We start from the raw sequence: 19,814 nt of genomic DNA, 5'->3' as shown, positions 1-19,814 counted from the left end.
ACTCGCTTTGCGCTAGATAGAGAAAATATATGCATCAGAAAACAGTCACCATTACCGCCAAACACGGTATACACACTCGCCCAGCAGCTCTTTTAGTTAAAAAGGCAAAGTCATTCGATTGCGATATTTTAGTTGAATGTAACGGTAAACAGGCCAGTGCAAAAAGTTTATTTAAACTGCAAACTCTTGGGCTCTATTATGGTATCGAAGTGAAGGTGATTGCAGACGGCGAACAAGCAGAGCAAGCCGTAGAAGAAGTTTCCGAATTACTGATCACTCTTAGTTAAAAGGCTACGTCATGTCTATTAAAGGTATTGTTGTTTCTTCAGGAGTTGCATTTGGACAGGCGCTGCATTTAAACCTGCATCATGAAAAAATAGACTACCGTAGGTTACCAACAGCTCAAATAGTAGATGAACAACGAAAACTAACTCAGGCTTTTACAAAGCAAAAGTGTCATTTAGAAGAAGGTTTAGCAAAACTTGAAGTTGGTTCTGACCACTATGATCTTATAGAAGCAGACATACTCTTTTTAGATGATGAATCGCTGTTGGAACTGGTTGTAGCGGAAGTTGAACAACTACAGATCAATGCCGCCGTTGCGATTGAAAGGGTTTTTGCACTGCAAGCATCTGAACTAGAGCAACTCGACGACCCCTATCTCGCTAATAGAGCCCAGGATGTGTTATGTCTTGGCAGCCGGTTAATAGCGAGACTAAGTGGTGCGCAGCACCTAGATCTCAGCCAATTAACTCAGCCCACTATTGTACTAGCACATGATTTGACCCCAGCTGAATTTGCCATGTTACCACTTGAGCACATAGCAGGATTAGTGCTAAATACCGGCGGGCTTACTAGCCATACCGCTATTTTGGCTCGCAGTGCAGGCTTACCCGCCCTGCTAAGTTGTCAATTCACCCGAGCGCAGATCCATAACGGCGATGAAGTCGTTCTAAATGCTATTGATGGCGAGCTGCATCTTAAGCCCACTGCTGAAACCTTTAAAAAATTGACCGAGCTTCGTCAACAAGATGAAGCACATAAGCAACAGCTACTATTGCTTAAAGATCTACCGACACAAACGCTTGATGGTCATAATGTAGGACTACTTGCCAATGTCGGTAGCTTGAATGAAATAAGCCACCTCACAGACGTTGGTGCGGAAGGGATCGGCTTGTTCAGAACAGAATTTATGCTGATGAACACCACTACCATTCCACAGGAAAAAATTCAGTATCACTTCTACTGTGATGCGCTGCACCTGATGGATGGCAAGCCCTTTACCATACGCACACTCGATGTTGGTGCGGATAAAGAACTCCCTTGTTTAAATCCCGCTTGTGAGGACAACCCAGCGTTAGGAGTGAGAGGTATACGCTACACCTTTGCCCACCCAGAAATATTGATGACTCAGCTTAAGGCTATTTTGCGGGCCGCGAACCATGGGCCGATTAGATTGATGTTTCCTATGCTTAATCAAGTTGAAGAGCTAGACACCCTTTTCGACTTGATAGAGCAGTGTAAAGCCCGTTTAAATGAAGAAGAAAAAGGCTTTGGTCAGCTAAGCTATGGCATAGTCGTGGAGACTCCCGCTGCGGTGATAAATCTTGAATCCATGCTACCAAGACTTGACTTTATAAGTATAGGTACCAATGATTTAACCCAATATGCTATGGCAGCAGATAGAACTAATCCCCAACTAACAAGAGATTACCCATCACTATCGCCCGCCATATTAACCTTGATACAAATGACGATAGATAGTGCAAAAAAACACAATGTTAAAGTATCGCTTTGTGGTGAGCTAGCCAGTGATCCAATTGTAGCGCCGCTTTTGGTAGGAATGGGCATTGATGAGCTCAGTGTCAACTTAGCTTCATTACTTGAAGTCAAATCTGCCATTAGGGCGAGGTCACTCCAAGCCTGTTTAGCAATGGCAAAACAGGCACACAAATTAAAAAGAATCGAAGAATTAAATCTTTATCTAACAGGTCTTAGTTTATAGAGATATAATATATGCAGTCCAATTTGAAAATAATAATGATTCCAAGGGGCAAATAAATGGGATTTTTAAGCCGCATTAGACGTCTTGTTTCCGGACAAACAGACATCGCGGGAAGTGTAAATGTATACGCGCCCGTTTCAGGCAAAATTGTTGCTATCGAGAAAGTACCTGACGCAGTATTTTCTGAAAAAATAGTCGGTGATGGCTTAGCGATTGCGCCAATGGGTAAGCATATTGTTGCGCCCATCGACGGAACCATAGGTAAAATTTTTGAGACCAACCATGCTTTCAGCATTGAATCTCCTCAAGGTTTAGAGATATTCGTCCACTTTGGTATTGGTACAGTTGAGCTCCGAGGAAACGGTTTTCAACGTCTAGCCGAAGAGGGGCAAGAGGTGAAAATGGGAGAACCCATTCTTGAGTTTGATATTGAATACCTAAAAGAACATGCAGATAGCCTGCTAACACCAGTGCTAATAGCTAATATGGAAGATATCCAAAGTCTGGACAAGAAACAGGGAAGCTTAGAAGCCGGAAAAGATATCATCTTTTCTGCAATATTATAGCCTCAGCCTAATGCTCGCGCTGTATGAATCTCATATAGCATGTGGATAGCCTAATGAAACCCATTGGGCTTAATGTTGTCACTATGTAAGCGTTAAGCAAACAAAGTTCAGATGACTCTCACATTGGCGTGAATAAACCTCATTAACAGCATTACGGCACGATTTCATCTTGAGCCTTTATAAAACCAATGCCACAATGCGAAACACAAAAAAATAGATAATGGAGTACCCACCTTGACACTTTTCGGCATTAAGAATTGCGATACCGTGCGTAAAGCCCGCAAATGGCTTGAACAGAATAATCTTAGCGTTAATTTTCACGACTTTCGTGAAGATGGGCTTACCGAAGAGTTAGTAAAAGAATGGTCTGCTATTGTCGGTTGGGAAACCTTATTTAACAAACGTAGTACTAGCTTTAGAAACCTCACTGATGCAGAGAAAAACGACATCAACGAGAAAAAAGCCATCGCATTAATGGTGTTGTACCCGACTTTGATAAAACGCCCTGTACTAGCCGATAACGGCAAGGTGATGGTTGGCTTCAAAGAGGCTGACTATAAAGGGTGGTTTGGTCTATGAGCCAGTTGAACGATTCACCAGTACTTGCACTGGCTAAAGACCTTATTTCTCGGCCATCAGTCACACCGCTGGATGAGGGCTGTCAAACTTTGATGGCTGATAGACTAAAAGATGCCGGTTTCAATATTGAAGATATGGTGTTTGAAGACACCACCAATATGTGGGCAAGAAAAGGCACACAAAGCCCCGTTTTTTGTTTTGCCGGTCATACTGACGTCGTACCCGTTGGCGATCTCAATCGCTGGCATACGCCGCCTTTTGAGCCCGTAGTCATTGATGATTACCTCCATGGGCGTGGCGCGGCAGATATGAAAGGCTCACTTGCCGCGATGGTTGTCGCCACGGAGCGATTTGTTAATAAGCACCCAGATCATAATGGTTCAATCGCCTTTCTCATTACCAGCGATGAAGAGGGACCGTTTATTAACGGTACTACGCGCGTCATCGACACCTTAGAAGCTCGCAATGAAAAGATCACTTGGTCACTTGTCGGTGAACCGTCATCAACCCATAAACTCGGTGATATTGTTAAAAATGGCCGCCGCGGTAGCTTAACCGGCAACTTGACTGTTAAGGGAATACAGGGGCATGTTGCCTACCCTCACCTAGCTGATAACCCAATTCATAAGGCAGCACCTGCGCTAGATGAGTTAGCACGTATGAAGTGGGACAACGGCAATGAGTTCTTCCCACCGACCAGCTTTCAAATAGCCAATATCAACGGTGGTACAGGTGCATCAAATGTTATCCCAGGTGCACTAGAAGTAATGTTCAACTTTAGGTATTCCACCGAAGTGACTGCCGAGATCTTAATCGAGCGAGTGCTTAATATCCTCGATGCCCATGGACTAGATTACGATATTAGTTGGATATTCAATGGCCTACCTTTTCTAACCGGCGATGGGCCATTACTTGATGCGACCCGTGATGCGATTAAGAAAGTGACTGGGTTAGACACTGACCCACAAACATCAGGTGGTACCTCAGATGGGCGATTTATTGCCCCTACTGGAGCACATGTCCTAGAGTTAGGTCCTGTCAATGCCACTATCCATAAGGTCAATGAGTGCGTAAAAGTATCAGATCTTGAGCAACTTACGCTATGCTACGAAGCTATTTTGGAAAACTTACTTTGCCAGTAGCCTCGCCTCATCTTTACGGACTTAGCAGTGCTCACTTAGTTGAGTACTGCGGCTTTCTACTCGAGAGTGAAACCGCTGTCGCATTTGAAAAGATGCGTACCTCTGCAGCTAAAGACGGTATTAACTTAGCGATATGTTCCGCTTTTCGTGACTTTGATAGGCAACAGCTAATTTGGAATGCAAAAGCCAGTGGTAAGCGAGTGTTGCTCGATTCAGACTCCAAGCCTGTAGACGTTGATAAAAAAAGCCCAGAGCAAATAATAGCATTAATCTTATTGTGGTCAGCGCTACCTGGAACTTCACGTCATCATTGGGGTACTGATATCGATGTTTTTGATGGCAAAGCTATATCAAAGGACAAGTTACAACTTATACCGCAAGAATACGCGTTGAATGGCCCCTGCCATCAACTTTATACTTGGCTAGTTAACAACGCTGAGCAGTTTGGCTTTTACTTTCCTTTTCAGCAAGGGCTAAGTGGTGTGAGTGCTGAGCCTTGGCATTTGAGTTACTTTCCGGTATCTAAGGGCTTTATAGATAATTTTGACTCGCAAATATTACGAAAGATACTGCAAGACTCTTCAGTATTGCATAAAGAATCGTTACTCACTAACCTAGAGAGCTTAGTGCAAGAGTACGTTTTTCGAGTAGCGCCTACTCCGCAGTAAAACTGTATTAATTAATATCTAATAAATTCACACTTGACAGAGAATACCTCGTGAAAAATCCAGATTTCGCCGCTCATAGACAACAGTATACTATCGATAAGCAGACACTAAGTTTTATTGATATTGGTCAAGGGCCAACCCTTTTATTTGGGCATAGCTACCTGTGGGACGCACTAATGTGGGCGCCGCAGATTGAGTTATTGAGCCAACATTATCGCTGTATTGTGCCAGATCTATGGGGCCATGGCTTGTCAGATCCAATGCCTAGCAAAAACCGTAACCTTCGCGATATATCGACTCAGATGCTTGCTTTGATGGACAGTTTAGAGGTTGAAGAGTTTTCAATCATTGGCCTATCTGTTGGTGCAATGTGGGGCGCAGAACTTGCCCTTGCGGCGCCAACACGAGTCAAACGTTTGGTTATGCTAAACAGCTTTATCGGCTATGAGCCTGAAATCACTCGTGACAAATACTACGCCATGCTTGAGGTGATTAAGCAAGAGCAAGATGTTTCAACGTCACTGCGCGCTGCAATAGTGCCGTTATTTTTTGCTGAGCAGCAAAATGTAGAGTTAGTAGAGACATTTAATACTCGCTTAGCAAACCTTGATAATGAACAGATAGACACTATTTATCGATTGGGCAAGATGATTTTCGGTAGACGAGATATTACCGAGGATGCAGATAAGCTTACGCTTCCCTGCTTAATCATGGCGGGTTTGCAAGATAAGGCACGCTCGGTGCTAGAAAGCTATCTAATGCACGATATCATTGACGGCAGTCAGTTTGTTCACATTCCTGATGCAGGGCATATATCAACGCTTGAACAGCCTGAATTTGTTAATAAACAGCTTAGTCAGTTTTTAAAAGCCACAGACTAAGGGATTGTTACCATGTGGTGTCACACTTTAACAATTAGTTAAGGTTTGTGTTCTATGCTGTTACCGAGCAATTAGCACCACTGAATAGACCAGCATGGCAAGTTATTAGTGCTATGCTGGCAACGCATCAATGTTCTCGTTAACTGACTGAAAATAAGAGCAGAATGAAATTACTAAAACCGCTTTTTGATAATAACAAACGCTGGGCTGGACGTATTCTTGAAGAAAATCCTAAATTCTTCGAGCAGTTAGCTAAACAGCAAAACCCTGAATACTTATGGATTGGCTGCTCCGACAGTAGAGTGCCATCTAACCAGATCATCGATCTTATGCCCGGCGAAGTTTTTGTGCATCGTAATATTGCTAACATGGTCATTCATACTGATCTTAACTGTCTGTCGGTACTGCAGTACGCAGTCGAAGTACTGAAAGTAAAGCATATTATGGTTGTTGGGCATTATGGTTGCGGTGGCGTAAAGGCTTCGATGGGTACTGAGCGATTAGGCCTAATTGACAACTGGCTTGGCCATCTGCGTGATATTCACCGCTTACACAAACAAGACTTAGATAAACTGGATGAAGACGCTCGTTTTGATCGACTGTGCGAACTGAACGTAATGGAACAAGTGGCTAATGTCAGCAGCACCACTATCGTGCAAGAAGCTTGGCATAGTGGGCAAGATGTTGCTATTCACGGCTGGATCTACAGTGTTGAAAATGGTCTACTTTCTGACTTAGATGTCACAATCAATAGAGAAAGCGAGCTTTCTAAATAAGCATTGTTGACAGCTTAAAATGGCTATCATTCGCCCCAGAGTGGTAGCCTTTTATGTTACAATTTACAGACAATCGGCCTCTTCGTAGTAACTCAATCGCGCTAAAATCGTTTGTTTAAGCATTATTTGATATATATCCGAAGAAAATCATCAAGAAATCTCGCAGTTACCCCCATATCGCAGTTATAATCCATTAGTTATTTTTAGCGCTTTTATGCGCAGTGAATTCTAAGGAAATTTCCATGCCTGGTTTTGAATTATTTGGTCCTGAAGAGAAGCAGGAAGTTGCAGACGTAATGGAGAATGGTTTTACATTCCGTTATAACTTCGATCATATGCGTAATGATCGTTGGAAGACCCGTGAAATGGAAGCGCTACTTTGCGAAAAAATGAACGCAAAGCACGCACATTTAGTATCGAGTGGCACGGCAGCATTGCAAACAGCAATGGCAGCAGCTGGCATCGGTGCTGGCGACGAAGTTATTGTACCGCCTTTCACTTTTGTCGCTTCTGTAGAAGCTGTTTTCATGGCAGGTGCAGTCCCTATTTTTGCAGAGATTGATGAAACACTTTGTCTATCTCCTGAAGGCATTGAAGCGGTTATCACCCCTAAGACTAAAGCAATTAACCTAGTTCATATGTGTGGCTCAATGGCCAAAATGGACGAAATTAAAGCCGTTTGTGCCAAACACAACCTCGTCATACTAGAAGATGCTTGCCAAGCCATTGGTGGCAGCTATAAAGGCCAAGCGCTTGGTACAATTGGTGATGTAGGCTGTTACTCATTTGATTCGGTAAAAACCATCACTTGTGGTGAAGGTGGAGCGGTAATCACCAATAACGAAACAATTTACAACCACGCACACATGTTCTCAGATCATGGCCATGACCATGTAGGTAACGACCGCGGCGCTGAAGGCCACCCTATCATGGGCTTGAACTTCCGTATCTCTGAAATGAACTCTGCTATGGGTTTAGCACAGCTACGTAAGCTTGATAAAATAATTGATATTCAACGTACCAATAAAAAAGTTATCAAAGATGCAATGGCAGAGATCCCAGAAGTAACATTCCGTGAAATCCCAGATCCAGCTGGTGATTCTGCTGGTTTCCTCACTTTCTTTATGCCAACTGAAGCACGTACTATTGAGATCAACAAAAAGCTAGCTGAAAATGGCGTTGACGGGTGTTTCTACTGGTATATCAACAACTGGCATTACCTAAATCAATGGAAACATATCCAAGAGCTTAAGTCGCCAGCAGCTTTGCCGATCACATTAATCGAAGATAGACCTGACTATACTCAAGTATCAGTACCTAAGTCTGATGCCATTATGAGTCGTACTATCTCAATGTTGATTAAACTTTCTTGGACTGAAGAAGAGGTTAACCAACGTATTGAAAACATTAAGCGCGCTTTCGCTTAATCACATTTTATATGCCGCGACTTCATTTATATGACCCGCGGCACTTTTTACAGTAATAATCTCAACGGAGAATGTTGTAATGAGTTTTAAAAATTTCAAATGTGTACCAAAAATGATTTTTGGACGTGGATCTTTCGCACAGTTAGATGCCGTTCTTGCTGAAGAACGTAACAGCGAAGATGATTTCGTCGTTTTCTTGGTAGACGATGTTCATCAAAAAAAGCCACTTGGTGCACGTGTACCTGCTAAAGCACACGATTTAGTGGTGTACGTTAACGTTGACGATGAGCCAACAACTAAACAAGTTGATGCATTAACTGAACAAGTACAAGCATTTAGCACTAAGCTTCCTGTAAGTGTAATTGGTCTTGGTGGTGGTTCTACTCTAGATTTGGCCAAAGCAGTATCTTTAATGCTAACCAACGAAGGTGGCAGTGCCGAGTACCAAGGTTGGGATTTGATCAAAAACCCAGCAGTACATCACATTGGGATCCCTACCGTTTCAGGTACAGGCGCTGAAGCGTCTCGTACAGCAGTACTTTGCGGTCCCGTTCGTAAGCTAGGTCTTAACTCAGATTACACTGTATTTGACCAGATCATTATGGACTCAGAACTCATCGCTGGCGTACCGACTGACCAATGGTTCTACACAGGTATGGATTGCTACATCCACTGTGTTGAATCATTAGAAGGGACTTACCTTAATGAATTTGCTAAAGCTTTCGCTGAAAAGTCGATGGATCTTTGTCGTGAAGTCTTTATCGATAATCATGAAGAGAAAGATGACAAGTTAATGATGGCCTCGTACATGGGCGGAATGAGCATTGCTTATAGCCAAGTTGGTGCATGTCACGCCGTTTCTTATGGCCTAGGCTATGTGCTAGGTTACCATCACGGCATCGGAAACTGTTTAGCATTTGACGTACTTGAAGAGTTCTACCCAGAAGGCGTTGCAGAGTTCCGTAAGATGATGGAAACCCACAACATCGTACTTCCAAAAAATATCTGTCGTGATCTGCCAGATGAAACTATCGCCAAGATGGTTGCCGTAACTAAGAGCATGGGCCCATTATGGGACAATGTTTATGGCGAAGGTTGGGAAGAGAAAGTCACCGACGAAATGCTAACTAAGCTATTCCGTCGTATCTAAACTCGCTTTTAGATACTAAATGGGCTTCTATAAAGGAGCCCATTAATTTTATTATTAGGTAAATTGAATGAATGTAACCTTGTTAATCCCTGCTCGATACGGCTCAAGCCGTTTTCCAGGTAAGCCACTGGCTCCAATCAATGGCAAACCAATGATCCAGCATGTTTACGAGCGTGCATCGCTTGCAAAAGGGTTGACTGATATCTACGTCGCTACCGATGACGATCGCATCAAAGAGGCTGTTGAAGGCTTTGGCGGAAAAGTTGTCATGACAAGTGCAGAAGCTGCATCAGGTACCGACCGTATCGAAGATGCGATTACCCAGCTAGGTCTAGCTGAAGATGACTTAGTGGTCAATCTGCAAGGTGATCAGCCGCTTATCGATCCTATTTCGATAGAACAAATTATTAGTCTTTTTGAACGCCACCCTGGTGAGTTCGGAATGGCGACTCTCGGTTTTCAAATTACCGAAGAGGAAGAGCTTAACGATCCTAAGCACGTGAAACTTGTGTTTGATAATGAGTTTAACGCGCTGTATTTTTCTCGTGCACGCATTCCTTTTGGCCGTGATACCGATGACTACCCGGTATACAAGCACTTAGGTGTTTACGCTTATACACGAAAATTTGTACACACGTTTGCCAAGCTACCACTAGGTCGCCTAGAAGATCTTGAAAAACTTGAGCAATTGCGTGCTCTAGAACACGGTCATAAAATCAAAGTCGCCATCAGTGCCTTTGACTCTCCTGAAGTTGATACACCAGAAGATATTCGTATCTGTGAATCTCGATTAGCGGTTGATTAATTAAGGATAAGTTTATGTCTGATCTTGAAGTTGGTCTCATCATTTTGTTGGTAATTGGTGTTATTGCCAGTAACTTGGCAGTCCTGAAATACAGTGCAAAGTTCAAGATGACTCAATTTGGTAAAGATCATAAAAAGCCGACTAATGAAAAAAAGCCTGAGTCTATTGATAAAGAAAAATCTCAGGTTTCAGATAAGAGCAAAGACGACATATAGCAGTTTACTTATCTCAGCCTCCCTCTAATCTGCTTTTAGATTCAGGCAATAAAAACGGCGCTTTAAGCGCCTTTTTTATTGCCAAGCATTACCTTATCAATATTTAATTCGCTAACTATTTTCAAGTTGTTGGCTAAGTATTTCAGGCGAGGCAAGCCACTAGTCAACAAAGAGTAAGCCATAACAAAGCCTGTGTTTTAAAGACCTTGTCTTTTGAAACATTACGCTTAGTTAAGTCGCAGAGATCAAGACCAAGGCACTCAAACTTACCACTGAAACCACTCAAGCTAAACTGAGTAGAAATACCGAGCATCGACAAGTGGCGCAGTTTACTCGTGAGGAAAGTCCCCTTCACTCACTATCATTAGTGATTAAAAAAATATGCGTCGTGTTCTTTTTTCTTTGCAATACTTTGGGAGCCTGGATAGAAATCAACTAAAACTTTATCTGCGGAATTCAAGTAAACCCAACCATCGACAACCTTAAACCAACTTGAGTCGACTCTTTCATAAACACTAGGAAAAGTACCCCAACCAGATTCCGAGACCGTTAACTCAGAGAATTTATTTATGTCCTTATATTCTGAATGCTTGTTGGGTTGAGAATAAACTCGGATTGGTCTGTTTCGTATTGCTGATGTATCACTATCTTTTAGCGTATAACAATTTATCGAGCTTAAATCTCGATCAAACCAGATATATTGTTGAGCTTGTTCAAATGAAACTACCGCACAGTCGTTAAATTGAATTGCCCATTTCTCATTACCAGCAAAGCCAAGATAACCAATCACCTGATTTTCAGACGATGTACAACCCCCAATTAGCACCACAAAGATAAATCGAATTATGTTCAAAACCACAACGCTCCCTTATTAAGGCCATTAATAATTGTTTGCAAAAATGTGTAACCAAGACAAACCAAACAGACAGTTAGCAGTCCTGCTTTAAACCCTTGTTCGTTTTACCGTGGTGACGCTTTCAATTTTTTAATGGTTCTTACAAATTCAGATCCCCCCCAAATACCTGAACCAATGAGCCCTACTTGCCAAACCTGAATTGAATTTACACTAAAATCACTGGAGAATATTGCTAAACCAATTAATTGACCGAATTGAAAAATACCCACAAGTGATACTATTGAACAAAAGACTAACAAAGCCCATTTTGAAAAATTTGATTGATGCACGGTAGACTCCTTTTTAGGTGTACAACTAACGCCTCATTATGTTTATAACACTCGTCACCAACGACTTTTGCGTTTAGTAACAGCGCTGACCTTTTAGCTTTTTTTGTTTGAACTTAATCATATCCCAGCGTAATACTACCATTTGAATATGTGGATAATATTTGCCCCTTTAAATAAGGCTAATCCAAACACCGCTCTTGGGTGTTTTAATATCAATAACTTCACCCGTTTGCGAGTTGTTGCTTTTGCATTGTGCTGCACGCTTAAAGATGAGTCTCTTTCACAAACAGCCAAAAGTTCGCTTTCCGGAATTTGAATTTCACGCTCAATATCTGAGCAGCATAAAGGCATAGCGTTCCAACTAATTAAAGCCCAACTATAAACCTACGCATAATACTCCACTAATCAGTAACCCATGCACTGACGGGCAGTTTGTTCAGCAAATGGTATTCAGCCTTTGTGAACCTTAAATCCGAGGTTTTATAGTGGCTGGTAAATCTCTTCAAAATCCATGCTAACTTTATGCATACTACAACAATTCGAGGCTACGATGAAAAAGCCACCTCTTACTCACTTCAACAATTATCAGTGCGAATTACAAAAAAAGTAACCAAACGCCTTTAACTGCATGTAGTTCGATTTGCATGCCGTTTGCCACATAAAAAAGGCGCTCAATGCGCCTTTTTATCTCTCTATCTCTTTTAGAAAAATAGTTATTCAGCGAGCTCTTTTTCAAGTTGCTGGGCTACAAGTTCTGGTGAACCGGAATTTTTAGCAAGCAAAGAGTAAGCGACAGGAATAACAAACAGGGTAAAGAAAGTGGCCAAGCTAATACCTGATAACACCACTACACCAATAACAAACCGCGTCTCAGCGCCAGCGCCTTGCGCCATCACTAGCGGAATCGCTCCTGCTGCCGTTGTAATACCCGTCATTAAAATGGGGCGTAAACGTTGGCTTGAAGCTTGAATAATAGCATCTTTAAACTCAATGCCTTTATCACGAAGTTGATTAGCAAATTCAACGATTAGAATACCGTTCTTAGCCGCTAAACCCACCAACATTATTATACCAATTTGACTATAGATATTAAGGCTTTGATCAGTCAACCATAGGCCGATTAGCGCACCTAAAGTCGCGAGCGGAACGGTGAGCATAATCACCACTGGATGCACATAACTTTCAAACTGAGCTGCTAATACCAGAAATACAATACCGAGCGCTAAGATAAACACAAAGTACATTGAATTACCTGAATCTTGGTAATCTAACGACTGCCCTTTATAGCTAACAATCGCTTCAGCTGGTAGATACTCGTGAGTCAGGTCATTGAGGTATTCAAGTGCCTCACCTAGACTATAACCATCAGCAAGGTTCGCTTCGATGGTAATTGCTCGCATACGGTTATAACGATTTAACTGACTCGCATCGGCAAACTCTTCCACGCTAACCAAATTAGACAATGGAATAAGCTCTTTTGAACGCTCTGAACGCACATAGATATTTTCAAGATCGGTTGCAGTATTTTGATTTTCTCGGTTCCCCTCAATAATCACATCATACTCTTCACCGTCTCGCATAAAGGTAGTCACTAATCGTGAACCTAGCATCGACTCGAGCGTGCGGCCGATATGTGAAATAGACACCCCAAGATCTGACGCTCTGTCTTTATCTATCACTACCCGCAGTTGCGGCTTCGTCTCTTTGTAGTCGTGATCGAGCCCGACAAGGTTTGGATTTTCTTTTGCTTTTTCAAGAATTGTATCGCGCCAACGGGCTAACTCGTCGTAACTTGGGCCACCTAATACAAACTGTACCGGTTTACCAACCCCGCGACCAAATGCTTGCCGCATCACCGGGAACGCTCGCACACCAGCAAGATCTGACAACCGACCGCGTATATCGCCGATGATCTCAAATGCACTGCGTCTCACCGCCCAATCTTCCAATACAATAATCGCCATACCATTAGAGAAATTTGAGCTACGACCAAAACCACGTGGCGCTCGGATAAGCAGGCGTTTAATTTCACCGGCTTCAACTAGCGGCATCAGCCTGTTTTCAATCTCATCCATATAAGATTCGATATATTCAAAACTTGCGCCTTGAGGGCCATTGACGATAAGGAACATTGAGCCCCTATCCTCTCTTGGTGCAAACTCTTGCGGTACCTCTTTGGCAAGGTATGCACTGCTTACCAATGCAATAAGAATGAGCGATGAAACCAAGAATGGGTGTGACATAGCTTTTCTAAGCCATGCTCGATATCCAGCAGATAGCTTATCCATACCACTGTCTATCTGTCTGACTAACCAAGAAGATTGGCCAGCAGGCTTCAATACTTTCGAGCACATCATCGGGCTTAGCGTTAATGCAACGATACTGGAAAAGATGACTGCTGCACTCATGGCAACGGCAAACTCTTTAAACAATTTACCCAAGTCGCCTTCTAGGAAGGTTATCGGCATAAATACCGCGACTAGTACTAATGTGGTAGCGACAACCGCAAACGCGACTTCTCGAGCACCCAAAAATGCTGCTTTAAGAGGCGAATCGCCCTCCTCAATGCGGCGGTGGATATTCTCTAACACTACAATCGCGTCATCAACCACCATGCCAATGGCCAAAATCATAGCCAAAAGGGTTAACAAATTAATGGTATACCCCAGCGCATACAGTACGATAAATGTCGCCATTAACGACACGGGTACCGTTAACGCTGGGATCAACATCGCCCGCACACTTCCTAAGAACAGGTAAATAACCACAATAACCAAAAACATTGCGATAAATAGAGTTTGGTAAACTTCTTTTACTGACGCCTCAATAAATACCGAGCTATCGTATGAGCGCTTAATCTCCATTCCGGCTGGTAATGTTGGATTAATTTGATCAACCAGCTCATTAGCAGCTCTCGCAACATCAAGAGTGTTGGCGGTAGATTGCTTAGAAACGCCAAGACCAATCATCGCTTCGCGGTTACCTCTAAAGGTAATGCGTTCCTCTTCAGAGCCAATCTCAACTTTAGCGACATCACCGAGTTTAATAAGATAACCATCGTCACCCTCAGCCAACACTAAATTGGCAAAATCGTCTGAGGTTCTAAAGCTTCTTTCAAGTCTTACAGTAAAGTGACGCTCCTTTGATTCTACACTCCCCGCTGGTAACTCAACGTTTTCAGAGCGCAGTGCTGACTCAATATCTGCCACAGTAAGATTACGCGCAGCTAGTGCTTGACGGTCTATCCACACCCGCATTGCATAAACTTTACCGCCACCAAGTCGCATATTCGCCACACCATCGATCACTGAAAAGCGATCAACTAAGTAGCGCCTTGCATAATCTGTTAACTGCAACGTGTTCATCTGATCAGAGACTAGGTTTAGCCACATAATCACTTCATCACCACCGTTGGCTTTTTGCACTTCTGGTGGCTCAGCTTCTTCCGGTAGATTATTTAATAGTCCGGATACTCTGTCGCGGACATCGTTTGCAGCAGCCTCGATATCTCGACCAACATCAAATTCTAAGGTGACGTTAGAGCGACCATCACTGCTTGAGGAGCTAATATGTTTAATCCCCTCGACACCACTGATGCGGTCTTCTACAAGCTGAGTAATACGACTTTCAACTACCGCAGCACTTGCGCCGCGATAATTGGTTTGGATTGAAACAACAGGGGGATCAATATTTGGGTATTCTCGTAGCGGTAACTTTTCAAATGCTACAAGACCAAAGACGATTAACAGGATACTGATAACCGAAGCGAAAACCGGTCGCTTAACCGAAATATCAGTTAAGATCATGCTACTGGCTCCACACTGGCTTGTTTAAGAAAACTAAATCTTTCGCTAAACGTTACTTTAACCGTATCACCAGGTCTTACCTTTAGGATCCCTCTTATCACGACTTGCTCATCGAGCTCAACACCATCCAAAATTTCTACCCAGCCACGTTTACGTAATCCAAGCGTTACCTGTTTCTGCTCAACCACACCTTCATCATTAACTAGATAAACGTAGTGCCGGTCTTGTATGGGAATAATCGCGGATTCTGGCAAAATAAGCGCTTCTCGGCTTTGCTTGATAAGTTTAACCTTCATCAACATACCAGGAAGTAAACGATGTTTTGGATTTGGGATCTCTGCACGAACAATAACTGCGCGGGTTTGCGGGTTAATGCGGCTATCAATTGATGTCACTTTGCCAATGAACATCTCACCATCGAAAGCTACAGCACTTGCTTCTACTGTTTTGCCAATCGCTAACGATTGCAAGAAGCGCTCTGGCACAGAGAAATCCAACTTGATTACTGATATGTCATCCAAAGTAGTAATTGCTTTACCAGGAGTCACTAACGCGCCAACACTGACTTGACGCAAACCTAACGCACCCGAAAATGGTGCGCTTATGCGTCTATCACTAAGTGCTGATTGCGATTGTACTAATTCAGCTTTAGCGGTATCGATTAGAGTTTGCAGTCTATCTCTTTCAAGCTCTGCAATCGTTTGGCTGGTAACGAGCGTGCGAATACGATCCAACTCTCGTTGGTGATCTTTAACTTTTACTTTGGCAACGGTAACACGTGCTTTTTGCTCACTATCTTGTAACTGTACCAGCAAGCGCCCTTTTTCGACTAAATCACCATCATCAAAATTAACCTGAGTAACCACTTCTGATACTTTTGGCGTAACGGTGATGGATTCATTGGCTTTACTTGTTCCTAACGCTTCAACTTCATCGCGAATAGGTTGAATCGCCGCTTTTGCTACAACAACATTAGGAGTGGGTCTGGATTTTTTGGTTTTAGTTACACTATCGCTAGTAAAATATTGGTAACTAAAGGCGGCAGCTAATGCAATTAGTATAATTATTGTTATTTTTTTCATGACTTCCCTAACAAACTGCGTTATTCAATTGTGGGTAGTTTACCTAGGTAATACTAAGCTTCAATACGTTTTACCTTTTCTTACAATTAACACATTTTATACACACTCTCTCGTTCAGCAGAAAATAGCGGATTAGCGGCTACCTAAGTTAATAATATATCGTTTAAGCACTGAATAAGTTTTAACTGTTTACAAATCAAAACTAACGAGCATAAACGTTTTATATATTCGACATCGAGTTGAAACGGCCATTATTCTAATTGTATTAAGTATTTAATCCGTTCAGCCCTCCTTAGACTTTTCAATTCAAAGCACATTGGTACGAATGGTATTGCCTCTTAATGCAATTCAAAGCAACAGTGGCTAGCCTAACGGCTCAGGTAATACGGGTTTCAATCCGCTTTAAGCTTCGCTATGGGGTTTTGGATATACGACTAAGTGGTCTATTTTGTTCCATACAAAATAAGACATTTCGGCCCTCCTTGGTGGTCAGATTTAGGAGGTACGAGACCAAGGATGGTCGAAGGTAGAATAATGCAGTAGCGATTATCGAGAATGAAACAGAATACCAAAGTCGAGAATAACGATTAGCTCAAATCCAACGGCTTGCTTATAGCATTTTGAATTCCCGCTGAATGGTCAAACTTTTAATGCAATTGCCATAACGCCGCAAATAAGTCATTAAGCTATTCACTTAAAAGAAAGACAATAAAAAAGGAGCCACATAGGCTCCTTCATTACAACGGCAATCTACTAACGGACTTTACGATCTTCTTCCATGAGTTCAGAGAAGCCTTCGTAGACGGCGATAACCACTTCGTTTTCTAATGGTTCATTGTCAGAACCAAGCAGGTGGATCTGCGTTTTGTCGTCAGCACTATCATCTTTAAGTTCGATGCGGTAAGAGCCTTCATCCAAATTCAACTTTTTCTCACCCCATAAAGAGCTCCAAAAACCGGAATCATCAACCACATTGATATAAAGCAGACCTTTGTTACTGTCCATATCTACAATTTCAAAGCCCATCTCAGGCAAAACAATACGTAAACGGTCCCACGTGCGTTTAAACTTAGCATCTGCTAGCCAATAAGCTTGCTCGTCTTGCTCGGAGATCAAGTCAACATCAATACCAAGACTTTGCTTAAGACGCTTAGCTTTCATGGCTTGAGCACGTTTAATACTCATGTAGCTAATAGAATCATTTAAGATATCAATCGTATAACGGCGTTTATCTTCTCCACTAAGCAAAATTTCTTGTTGCTCACCGTCATAAGACTCTTCATGCTCAATCAAACTGATTGTCACGCTACCACTACGGCCGTGTGGTCGAATATTAACGTCATACTTATAGCGTTGGCGTAACAGGTAAATTTTGTCACTTCCCCAAAAGCTAGACTCAACAACTTCAGAGCTTTCAATCCAATCTGTCTCAAAGGTACCAGCATCATAGTCTTCAGAACGAAGCTGAACAGACTCACTTGCAAAGTACTCTTTTAATACATCAAAGATCTCCTGCTTTAGGTCTGAGTCATTATCAATCGACTCAACCATAATTTTAATATTTTCATCACCCTCTTCGACACGCGTTCCCGCGGCCATAGGCAATACCTGTAGCGGAGGACGAATATCTAAAGTGTTGCCAACTAGCGTCTTATCAACTTTAGCGCCAACCTCGGGGATATCATATTCTTTGCTATATGTTGGTTGGTTAAGCCCTTCAGGAATAACCAGTTTAGGCGCAGATGTTAGATCTTGATATTGCTGATCGACATCATTTGCTTGCCTTCTATCAATTGGTGTACTGCACGCTGTGACAGCCGCAATCAGTATTAATGGTGATACTTGCTTTAGCATTTATTATTAAACCTCAATTCGGGCATTTTTCATTGCTTCTAGCAACAGACCATGAAACTCACTAGAAAGTTCAGTTAAAGGTAAACGAATTTCACCTTGACTGATAAGTCCCATTTGATGAGCGGCCCATTTTACAGGGATTGGGTTAGCTTCACAAAATAAAGCACTGAACAAACTTTGGATAGACTTTTCAACAGCAATAGCTTCAGCAGTATTGCCTGCAAGCGCGGCATCACACATCGCTTTAAATGCTTTAGGTACGATGTTATTAGCAACTGAAATGATACCGTTGCCACCCAAAGTTAAAAATTCGCGTGCTGTAGCGTCATCACCACTGTAAAGCATAAAGTCATCGCCACACAAACTACGTAGTTTGCTTACACGAGAAAGATCGCCAGTGGCTTCTTTTACACCAATAATGTTACTAACACTCGCCAGCTCAGCCACCGTTTCTGGTAACATATCTACCGAGGTTCGCCCGGGCACATTGTATAATATTTGTGGGATATCAGTGCTTTGAGCTACCGCTTTATAATGAGCAATCAAGCCTTTTGGAGACGGCTTATTGTAATATGGCGTCACGCCCAGCATGGCTTCAACACCTACACTAGATAGCCCTTTTGTTAACTCTATCGCTTCTGCAGTGGCATTTGCGCCATTACCACCAATAATTGGAATGCGGCCAGCGGCAAACTTTACCGTCTGTTGGACGACTTCGATATGCTCTTTTGCAGGCAATGTTGCTGATTCACCAGTCGTGCCAACTGCAACGATGCCATCGGTACCCTGGGCGATATGGTACTCAACTAAATTCTCAAGACTCTTATAATCTACTGTGCCATCACTATTCATTGGTGTGATTAAGGCAACGATGCTTCCGTTTATCATGTGTATTCCCCAAGGGTTCAGGACTGGCTATGGTACTGATGGAATCAGTTAAAGACAAGCACTAGTGCGCAACTCATTCCATATTCATTATCAACTTGAAACATATTAAATATTCGATTTTGTAACCACGACAAGGATCGCAAATAGAGCAACATGTGATAGCATTGCTGACCATGAAAAAAAAGCATCATCAAAATGCTTATTTTTTGGGCTAACTAATATAAAAATGGGGTATTAAATGTCCAACCACTTGGTCGTAACAGCAATGGGGGCCGACCGTCCAGGTATTGTGAGTAAATTTGCTCGACTCGCAAGTGAATGTGATTGTGACATCGTCGACAGTCGCATGGCGTTGTTCGGTAATGAATTCACTTTAATTATGATGTTATCTGGCTCATGGCCTTCTATCACCAAGATGGAATCAACCTTGCCTAGCTTAAGTGTTGAGCTAGAACTGATGACAGTGATGAAACGGACAGCTAAACACACACCTAAAAATTACATTTCTCGCTTAGAAGTTAACTTCAGTGGTTTTGACCAACGTGGAACCATGAAGAAAATAACTCAGTTTCTCGCCGATCGTTCATTAGATTTAGGGGCGGTAAAGTCCCATGCTGAAGAAGATGACACAGGTGAACCGACTCAAAATATCTCATTGACAATCAATGTCCCTGAAAAAGTCGATCTTGAAAAGCTTGAAATCAGTATGCATGAACTCGCAAAAGAGTTGTCACTAGAGTGTACTTTGGAGCATATGCAAGGCATAGACAGCTAAAAATATAAGG

General features: G+C 42.4%; 19 protein-coding genes. 13 read left to right on the top strand and 6 right to left on the bottom strand.

Features of this window, described 5'->3' with window-relative positions; translation table 11 throughout:
- The first annotated feature begins 29 nt into the window (after positions 1-29).
- From AB4135_RS06455 to AB4135_RS06400, 12 genes are all read left to right on the top strand, one after another.
- Positions 30-287, top strand: coding sequence for an HPr family phosphocarrier protein (locus tag AB4135_RS06455; protein WP_371991328.1), 258 nt, complete (start codon positions 30-32; stop codon positions 285-287).
- Between the two features lie 11 nt (positions 288-298).
- The gene (gene ptsP / locus AB4135_RS06450) at positions 299-2,005 is read left to right on the top strand and encodes a phosphoenolpyruvate--protein phosphotransferase (protein ID WP_371991326.1); all 1,707 of its coding nucleotides are present in this window, start codon (positions 299-301) and stop codon (positions 2,003-2,005) included.
- Positions 2,006-2,061: 56 nt separating this feature from the next.
- Positions 2,062-2,571 (top strand): PTS glucose transporter subunit IIA, encoded by a 510-nt coding sequence (gene crr, locus AB4135_RS06445; protein ID WP_371991324.1) that lies wholly within the window; start codon positions 2,062-2,064, stop codon positions 2,569-2,571.
- Between the two features lie 234 nt (positions 2,572-2,805).
- Positions 2,806-3,150: an ArsC family reductase gene (locus tag AB4135_RS06440; RefSeq protein ID WP_371991323.1), complete on the top strand. Its 345-nt coding sequence runs from the start codon at positions 2,806-2,808 to the stop codon at positions 3,148-3,150.
- On the top strand, positions 3,147-4,292 hold the full coding sequence (gene dapE / locus AB4135_RS06435; protein WP_371991321.1) for a succinyl-diaminopimelate desuccinylase: 1,146 nt from the start codon (positions 3,147-3,149) through the stop codon (positions 4,290-4,292). Before AB4135_RS06440 ends, dapE begins: the two co-directional genes overlap by 4 nt.
- Positions 4,283-4,960 carry a M15 family metallopeptidase gene (locus AB4135_RS06430; protein ID WP_371991319.1) on the top strand — a complete coding sequence of 226 codons (678 nt, stop codon included), beginning with the start codon at positions 4,283-4,285 and terminating at the stop codon, positions 4,958-4,960. The genes dapE and AB4135_RS06430 overlap by 10 nt, the downstream gene beginning before the upstream one ends.
- Positions 4,961-5,010: 50 nt before the next feature.
- Positions 5,011-5,841 (top strand): alpha/beta fold hydrolase, encoded by an 831-nt coding sequence (locus AB4135_RS06425; protein ID WP_371991318.1) that lies wholly within the window; start codon positions 5,011-5,013, stop codon positions 5,839-5,841.
- A gap of 164 nt (positions 5,842-6,005) precedes the next feature.
- Positions 6,006-6,617 carry a carbonate dehydratase gene (gene can / locus AB4135_RS06420; protein ID WP_371991316.1) on the top strand — a complete coding sequence of 204 codons (612 nt, stop codon included), beginning with the start codon at positions 6,006-6,008 and terminating at the stop codon, positions 6,615-6,617.
- Positions 6,618-6,859: 242 nt separating this feature from the next.
- A complete protein-coding gene (gene kdnA / locus AB4135_RS06415) occupies positions 6,860-8,044 on the top strand; it encodes an 8-amino-3,8-dideoxy-alpha-D-manno-octulosonate transaminase KdnA (protein WP_371991314.1) in 1,185 nt (394 codons plus the stop codon).
- A 79-nt stretch (positions 8,045-8,123) separates the two neighbouring features.
- Positions 8,124-9,194, top strand: coding sequence for a 3-deoxy-alpha-D-manno-octulosonate 8-oxidase KdnB (kdnB, locus tag AB4135_RS06410; protein ID WP_371991312.1), 1,071 nt, complete (start codon positions 8,124-8,126; stop codon positions 9,192-9,194).
- Positions 9,195-9,261: 67 nt separating this feature from the next.
- On the top strand, positions 9,262-9,999 hold the full coding sequence (gene kdsB, locus AB4135_RS06405) for an 8-amino-3,8-dideoxy-manno-octulosonate cytidylyltransferase KdsB (protein ID WP_371991310.1): 738 nt from the start codon (positions 9,262-9,264) through the stop codon (positions 9,997-9,999).
- A 14-nt stretch (positions 10,000-10,013) separates the two neighbouring features.
- Positions 10,014-10,214 (top strand): DUF2897 family protein, encoded by a 201-nt coding sequence (locus tag AB4135_RS06400; RefSeq protein ID WP_371991308.1) that lies wholly within the window; start codon positions 10,014-10,016, stop codon positions 10,212-10,214.
- A 364-nt stretch (positions 10,215-10,578) separates the two neighbouring features.
- On the opposite strand, the gene AB4135_RS06395 is transcribed toward AB4135_RS06400, so the two are convergent.
- From AB4135_RS06395 to dapA, 6 genes are all read right to left on the bottom strand, one after another.
- Positions 10,579-11,067 (bottom strand): hypothetical protein, encoded by a 489-nt coding sequence (locus AB4135_RS06395; protein ID WP_371991306.1) that lies wholly within the window; start codon positions 11,065-11,067, stop codon positions 10,579-10,581.
- A gap of 107 nt (positions 11,068-11,174) precedes the next feature.
- Positions 11,175-11,399: a hypothetical protein gene (locus AB4135_RS06390; protein ID WP_371991304.1), complete on the bottom strand. Its 225-nt coding sequence runs from the start codon at positions 11,397-11,399 to the stop codon at positions 11,175-11,177.
- A gap of 713 nt (positions 11,400-12,112) precedes the next feature.
- Complete coding sequence (locus AB4135_RS06385; RefSeq protein ID WP_371991302.1) at positions 12,113-15,205, bottom strand: efflux RND transporter permease subunit; 3,093 nt, start codon at positions 15,203-15,205, stop codon at positions 12,113-12,115.
- Positions 15,202-16,287, bottom strand: a complete 1,086-nt coding sequence (locus AB4135_RS06380; protein WP_371991300.1) for an efflux RND transporter periplasmic adaptor subunit — start codon at positions 16,285-16,287, stop codon at positions 15,202-15,204. Before AB4135_RS06380 ends, AB4135_RS06385 begins: the two co-directional genes overlap by 4 nt.
- A gap of 753 nt (positions 16,288-17,040) precedes the next feature.
- Positions 17,041-18,141: an outer membrane protein assembly factor BamC gene (gene bamC, locus AB4135_RS06375; protein ID WP_371991299.1), complete on the bottom strand. Its 1,101-nt coding sequence runs from the start codon at positions 18,139-18,141 to the stop codon at positions 17,041-17,043.
- A 6-nt stretch (positions 18,142-18,147) separates the two neighbouring features.
- The gene (gene dapA, locus AB4135_RS06370) at positions 18,148-19,029 is read right to left on the bottom strand and encodes a 4-hydroxy-tetrahydrodipicolinate synthase (RefSeq protein ID WP_371991297.1); all 882 of its coding nucleotides are present in this window, start codon (positions 19,027-19,029) and stop codon (positions 18,148-18,150) included.
- Between the two features lie 238 nt (positions 19,030-19,267).
- Here dapA and AB4135_RS06365 point away from each other — a divergent pair, with 238 nt between their 5' ends.
- Positions 19,268-19,804, top strand: coding sequence for a glycine cleavage system protein R (locus AB4135_RS06365; RefSeq protein WP_371991295.1), 537 nt, complete (start codon positions 19,268-19,270; stop codon positions 19,802-19,804).
- The last annotated feature ends 10 nt before the right edge of the window (positions 19,805-19,814 follow it).

The sequence above is a fragment of the Shewanella sp. 10N.286.54.B9 genome (genome assembly GCF_041468565.1).
Lineage (GTDB): Bacteria > Pseudomonadota > Gammaproteobacteria > Enterobacterales > Shewanellaceae > Shewanella.
This window is presented reverse-complemented; position numbering and strand designations above follow the sequence as displayed.

Bases quoted from the DNA above. Each gene is read 5' to 3' on its own strand.
- AB4135_RS06455 (WP_371991328.1), top strand. From the start codon at position 30: ATGCATCAGAAAACAGTCACCATTACCGCCAAACACGGTATACACACT.
- AB4135_RS06385 (WP_371991302.1), bottom strand. From the start codon at position 15,205: ATGATCTTAACTGATATTTCGGTTAAGCGACCGGTTTTCGCTTCGGTT.
- dapE (WP_371991321.1), top strand. From the start codon at position 3,147: ATGAGCCAGTTGAACGATTCACCAGTACTTGCACTGGCTAAAGACCTT.
- AB4135_RS06400 (WP_371991308.1), top strand. From the start codon at position 10,014: ATGTCTGATCTTGAAGTTGGTCTCATCATTTTGTTGGTAATTGGTGTT.
- kdnB (WP_371991312.1), top strand. From the start codon at position 8,124: ATGAGTTTTAAAAATTTCAAATGTGTACCAAAAATGATTTTTGGACGT.
- AB4135_RS06365 (WP_371991295.1), top strand. From the start codon at position 19,268: ATGTCCAACCACTTGGTCGTAACAGCAATGGGGGCCGACCGTCCAGGT.
- bamC (WP_371991299.1), bottom strand. From the start codon at position 18,141: ATGCTAAAGCAAGTATCACCATTAATACTGATTGCGGCTGTCACAGCG.
- ptsP (WP_371991326.1), top strand. From the start codon at position 299: ATGTCTATTAAAGGTATTGTTGTTTCTTCAGGAGTTGCATTTGGACAG.
- AB4135_RS06380 (WP_371991300.1), bottom strand. From the start codon at position 16,287: ATGAAAAAAATAACAATAATTATACTAATTGCATTAGCTGCCGCCTTT.
- dapA (WP_371991297.1), bottom strand. From the start codon at position 19,029: ATGATAAACGGAAGCATCGTTGCCTTAATCACACCAATGAATAGTGAT.
- crr (WP_371991324.1), top strand. From the start codon at position 2,062: ATGGGATTTTTAAGCCGCATTAGACGTCTTGTTTCCGGACAAACAGAC.
- kdnA (WP_371991314.1), top strand. From the start codon at position 6,860: ATGCCTGGTTTTGAATTATTTGGTCCTGAAGAGAAGCAGGAAGTTGCA.
- can (WP_371991316.1), top strand. From the start codon at position 6,006: ATGAAATTACTAAAACCGCTTTTTGATAATAACAAACGCTGGGCTGGA.
- kdsB (WP_371991310.1), top strand. From the start codon at position 9,262: ATGAATGTAACCTTGTTAATCCCTGCTCGATACGGCTCAAGCCGTTTT.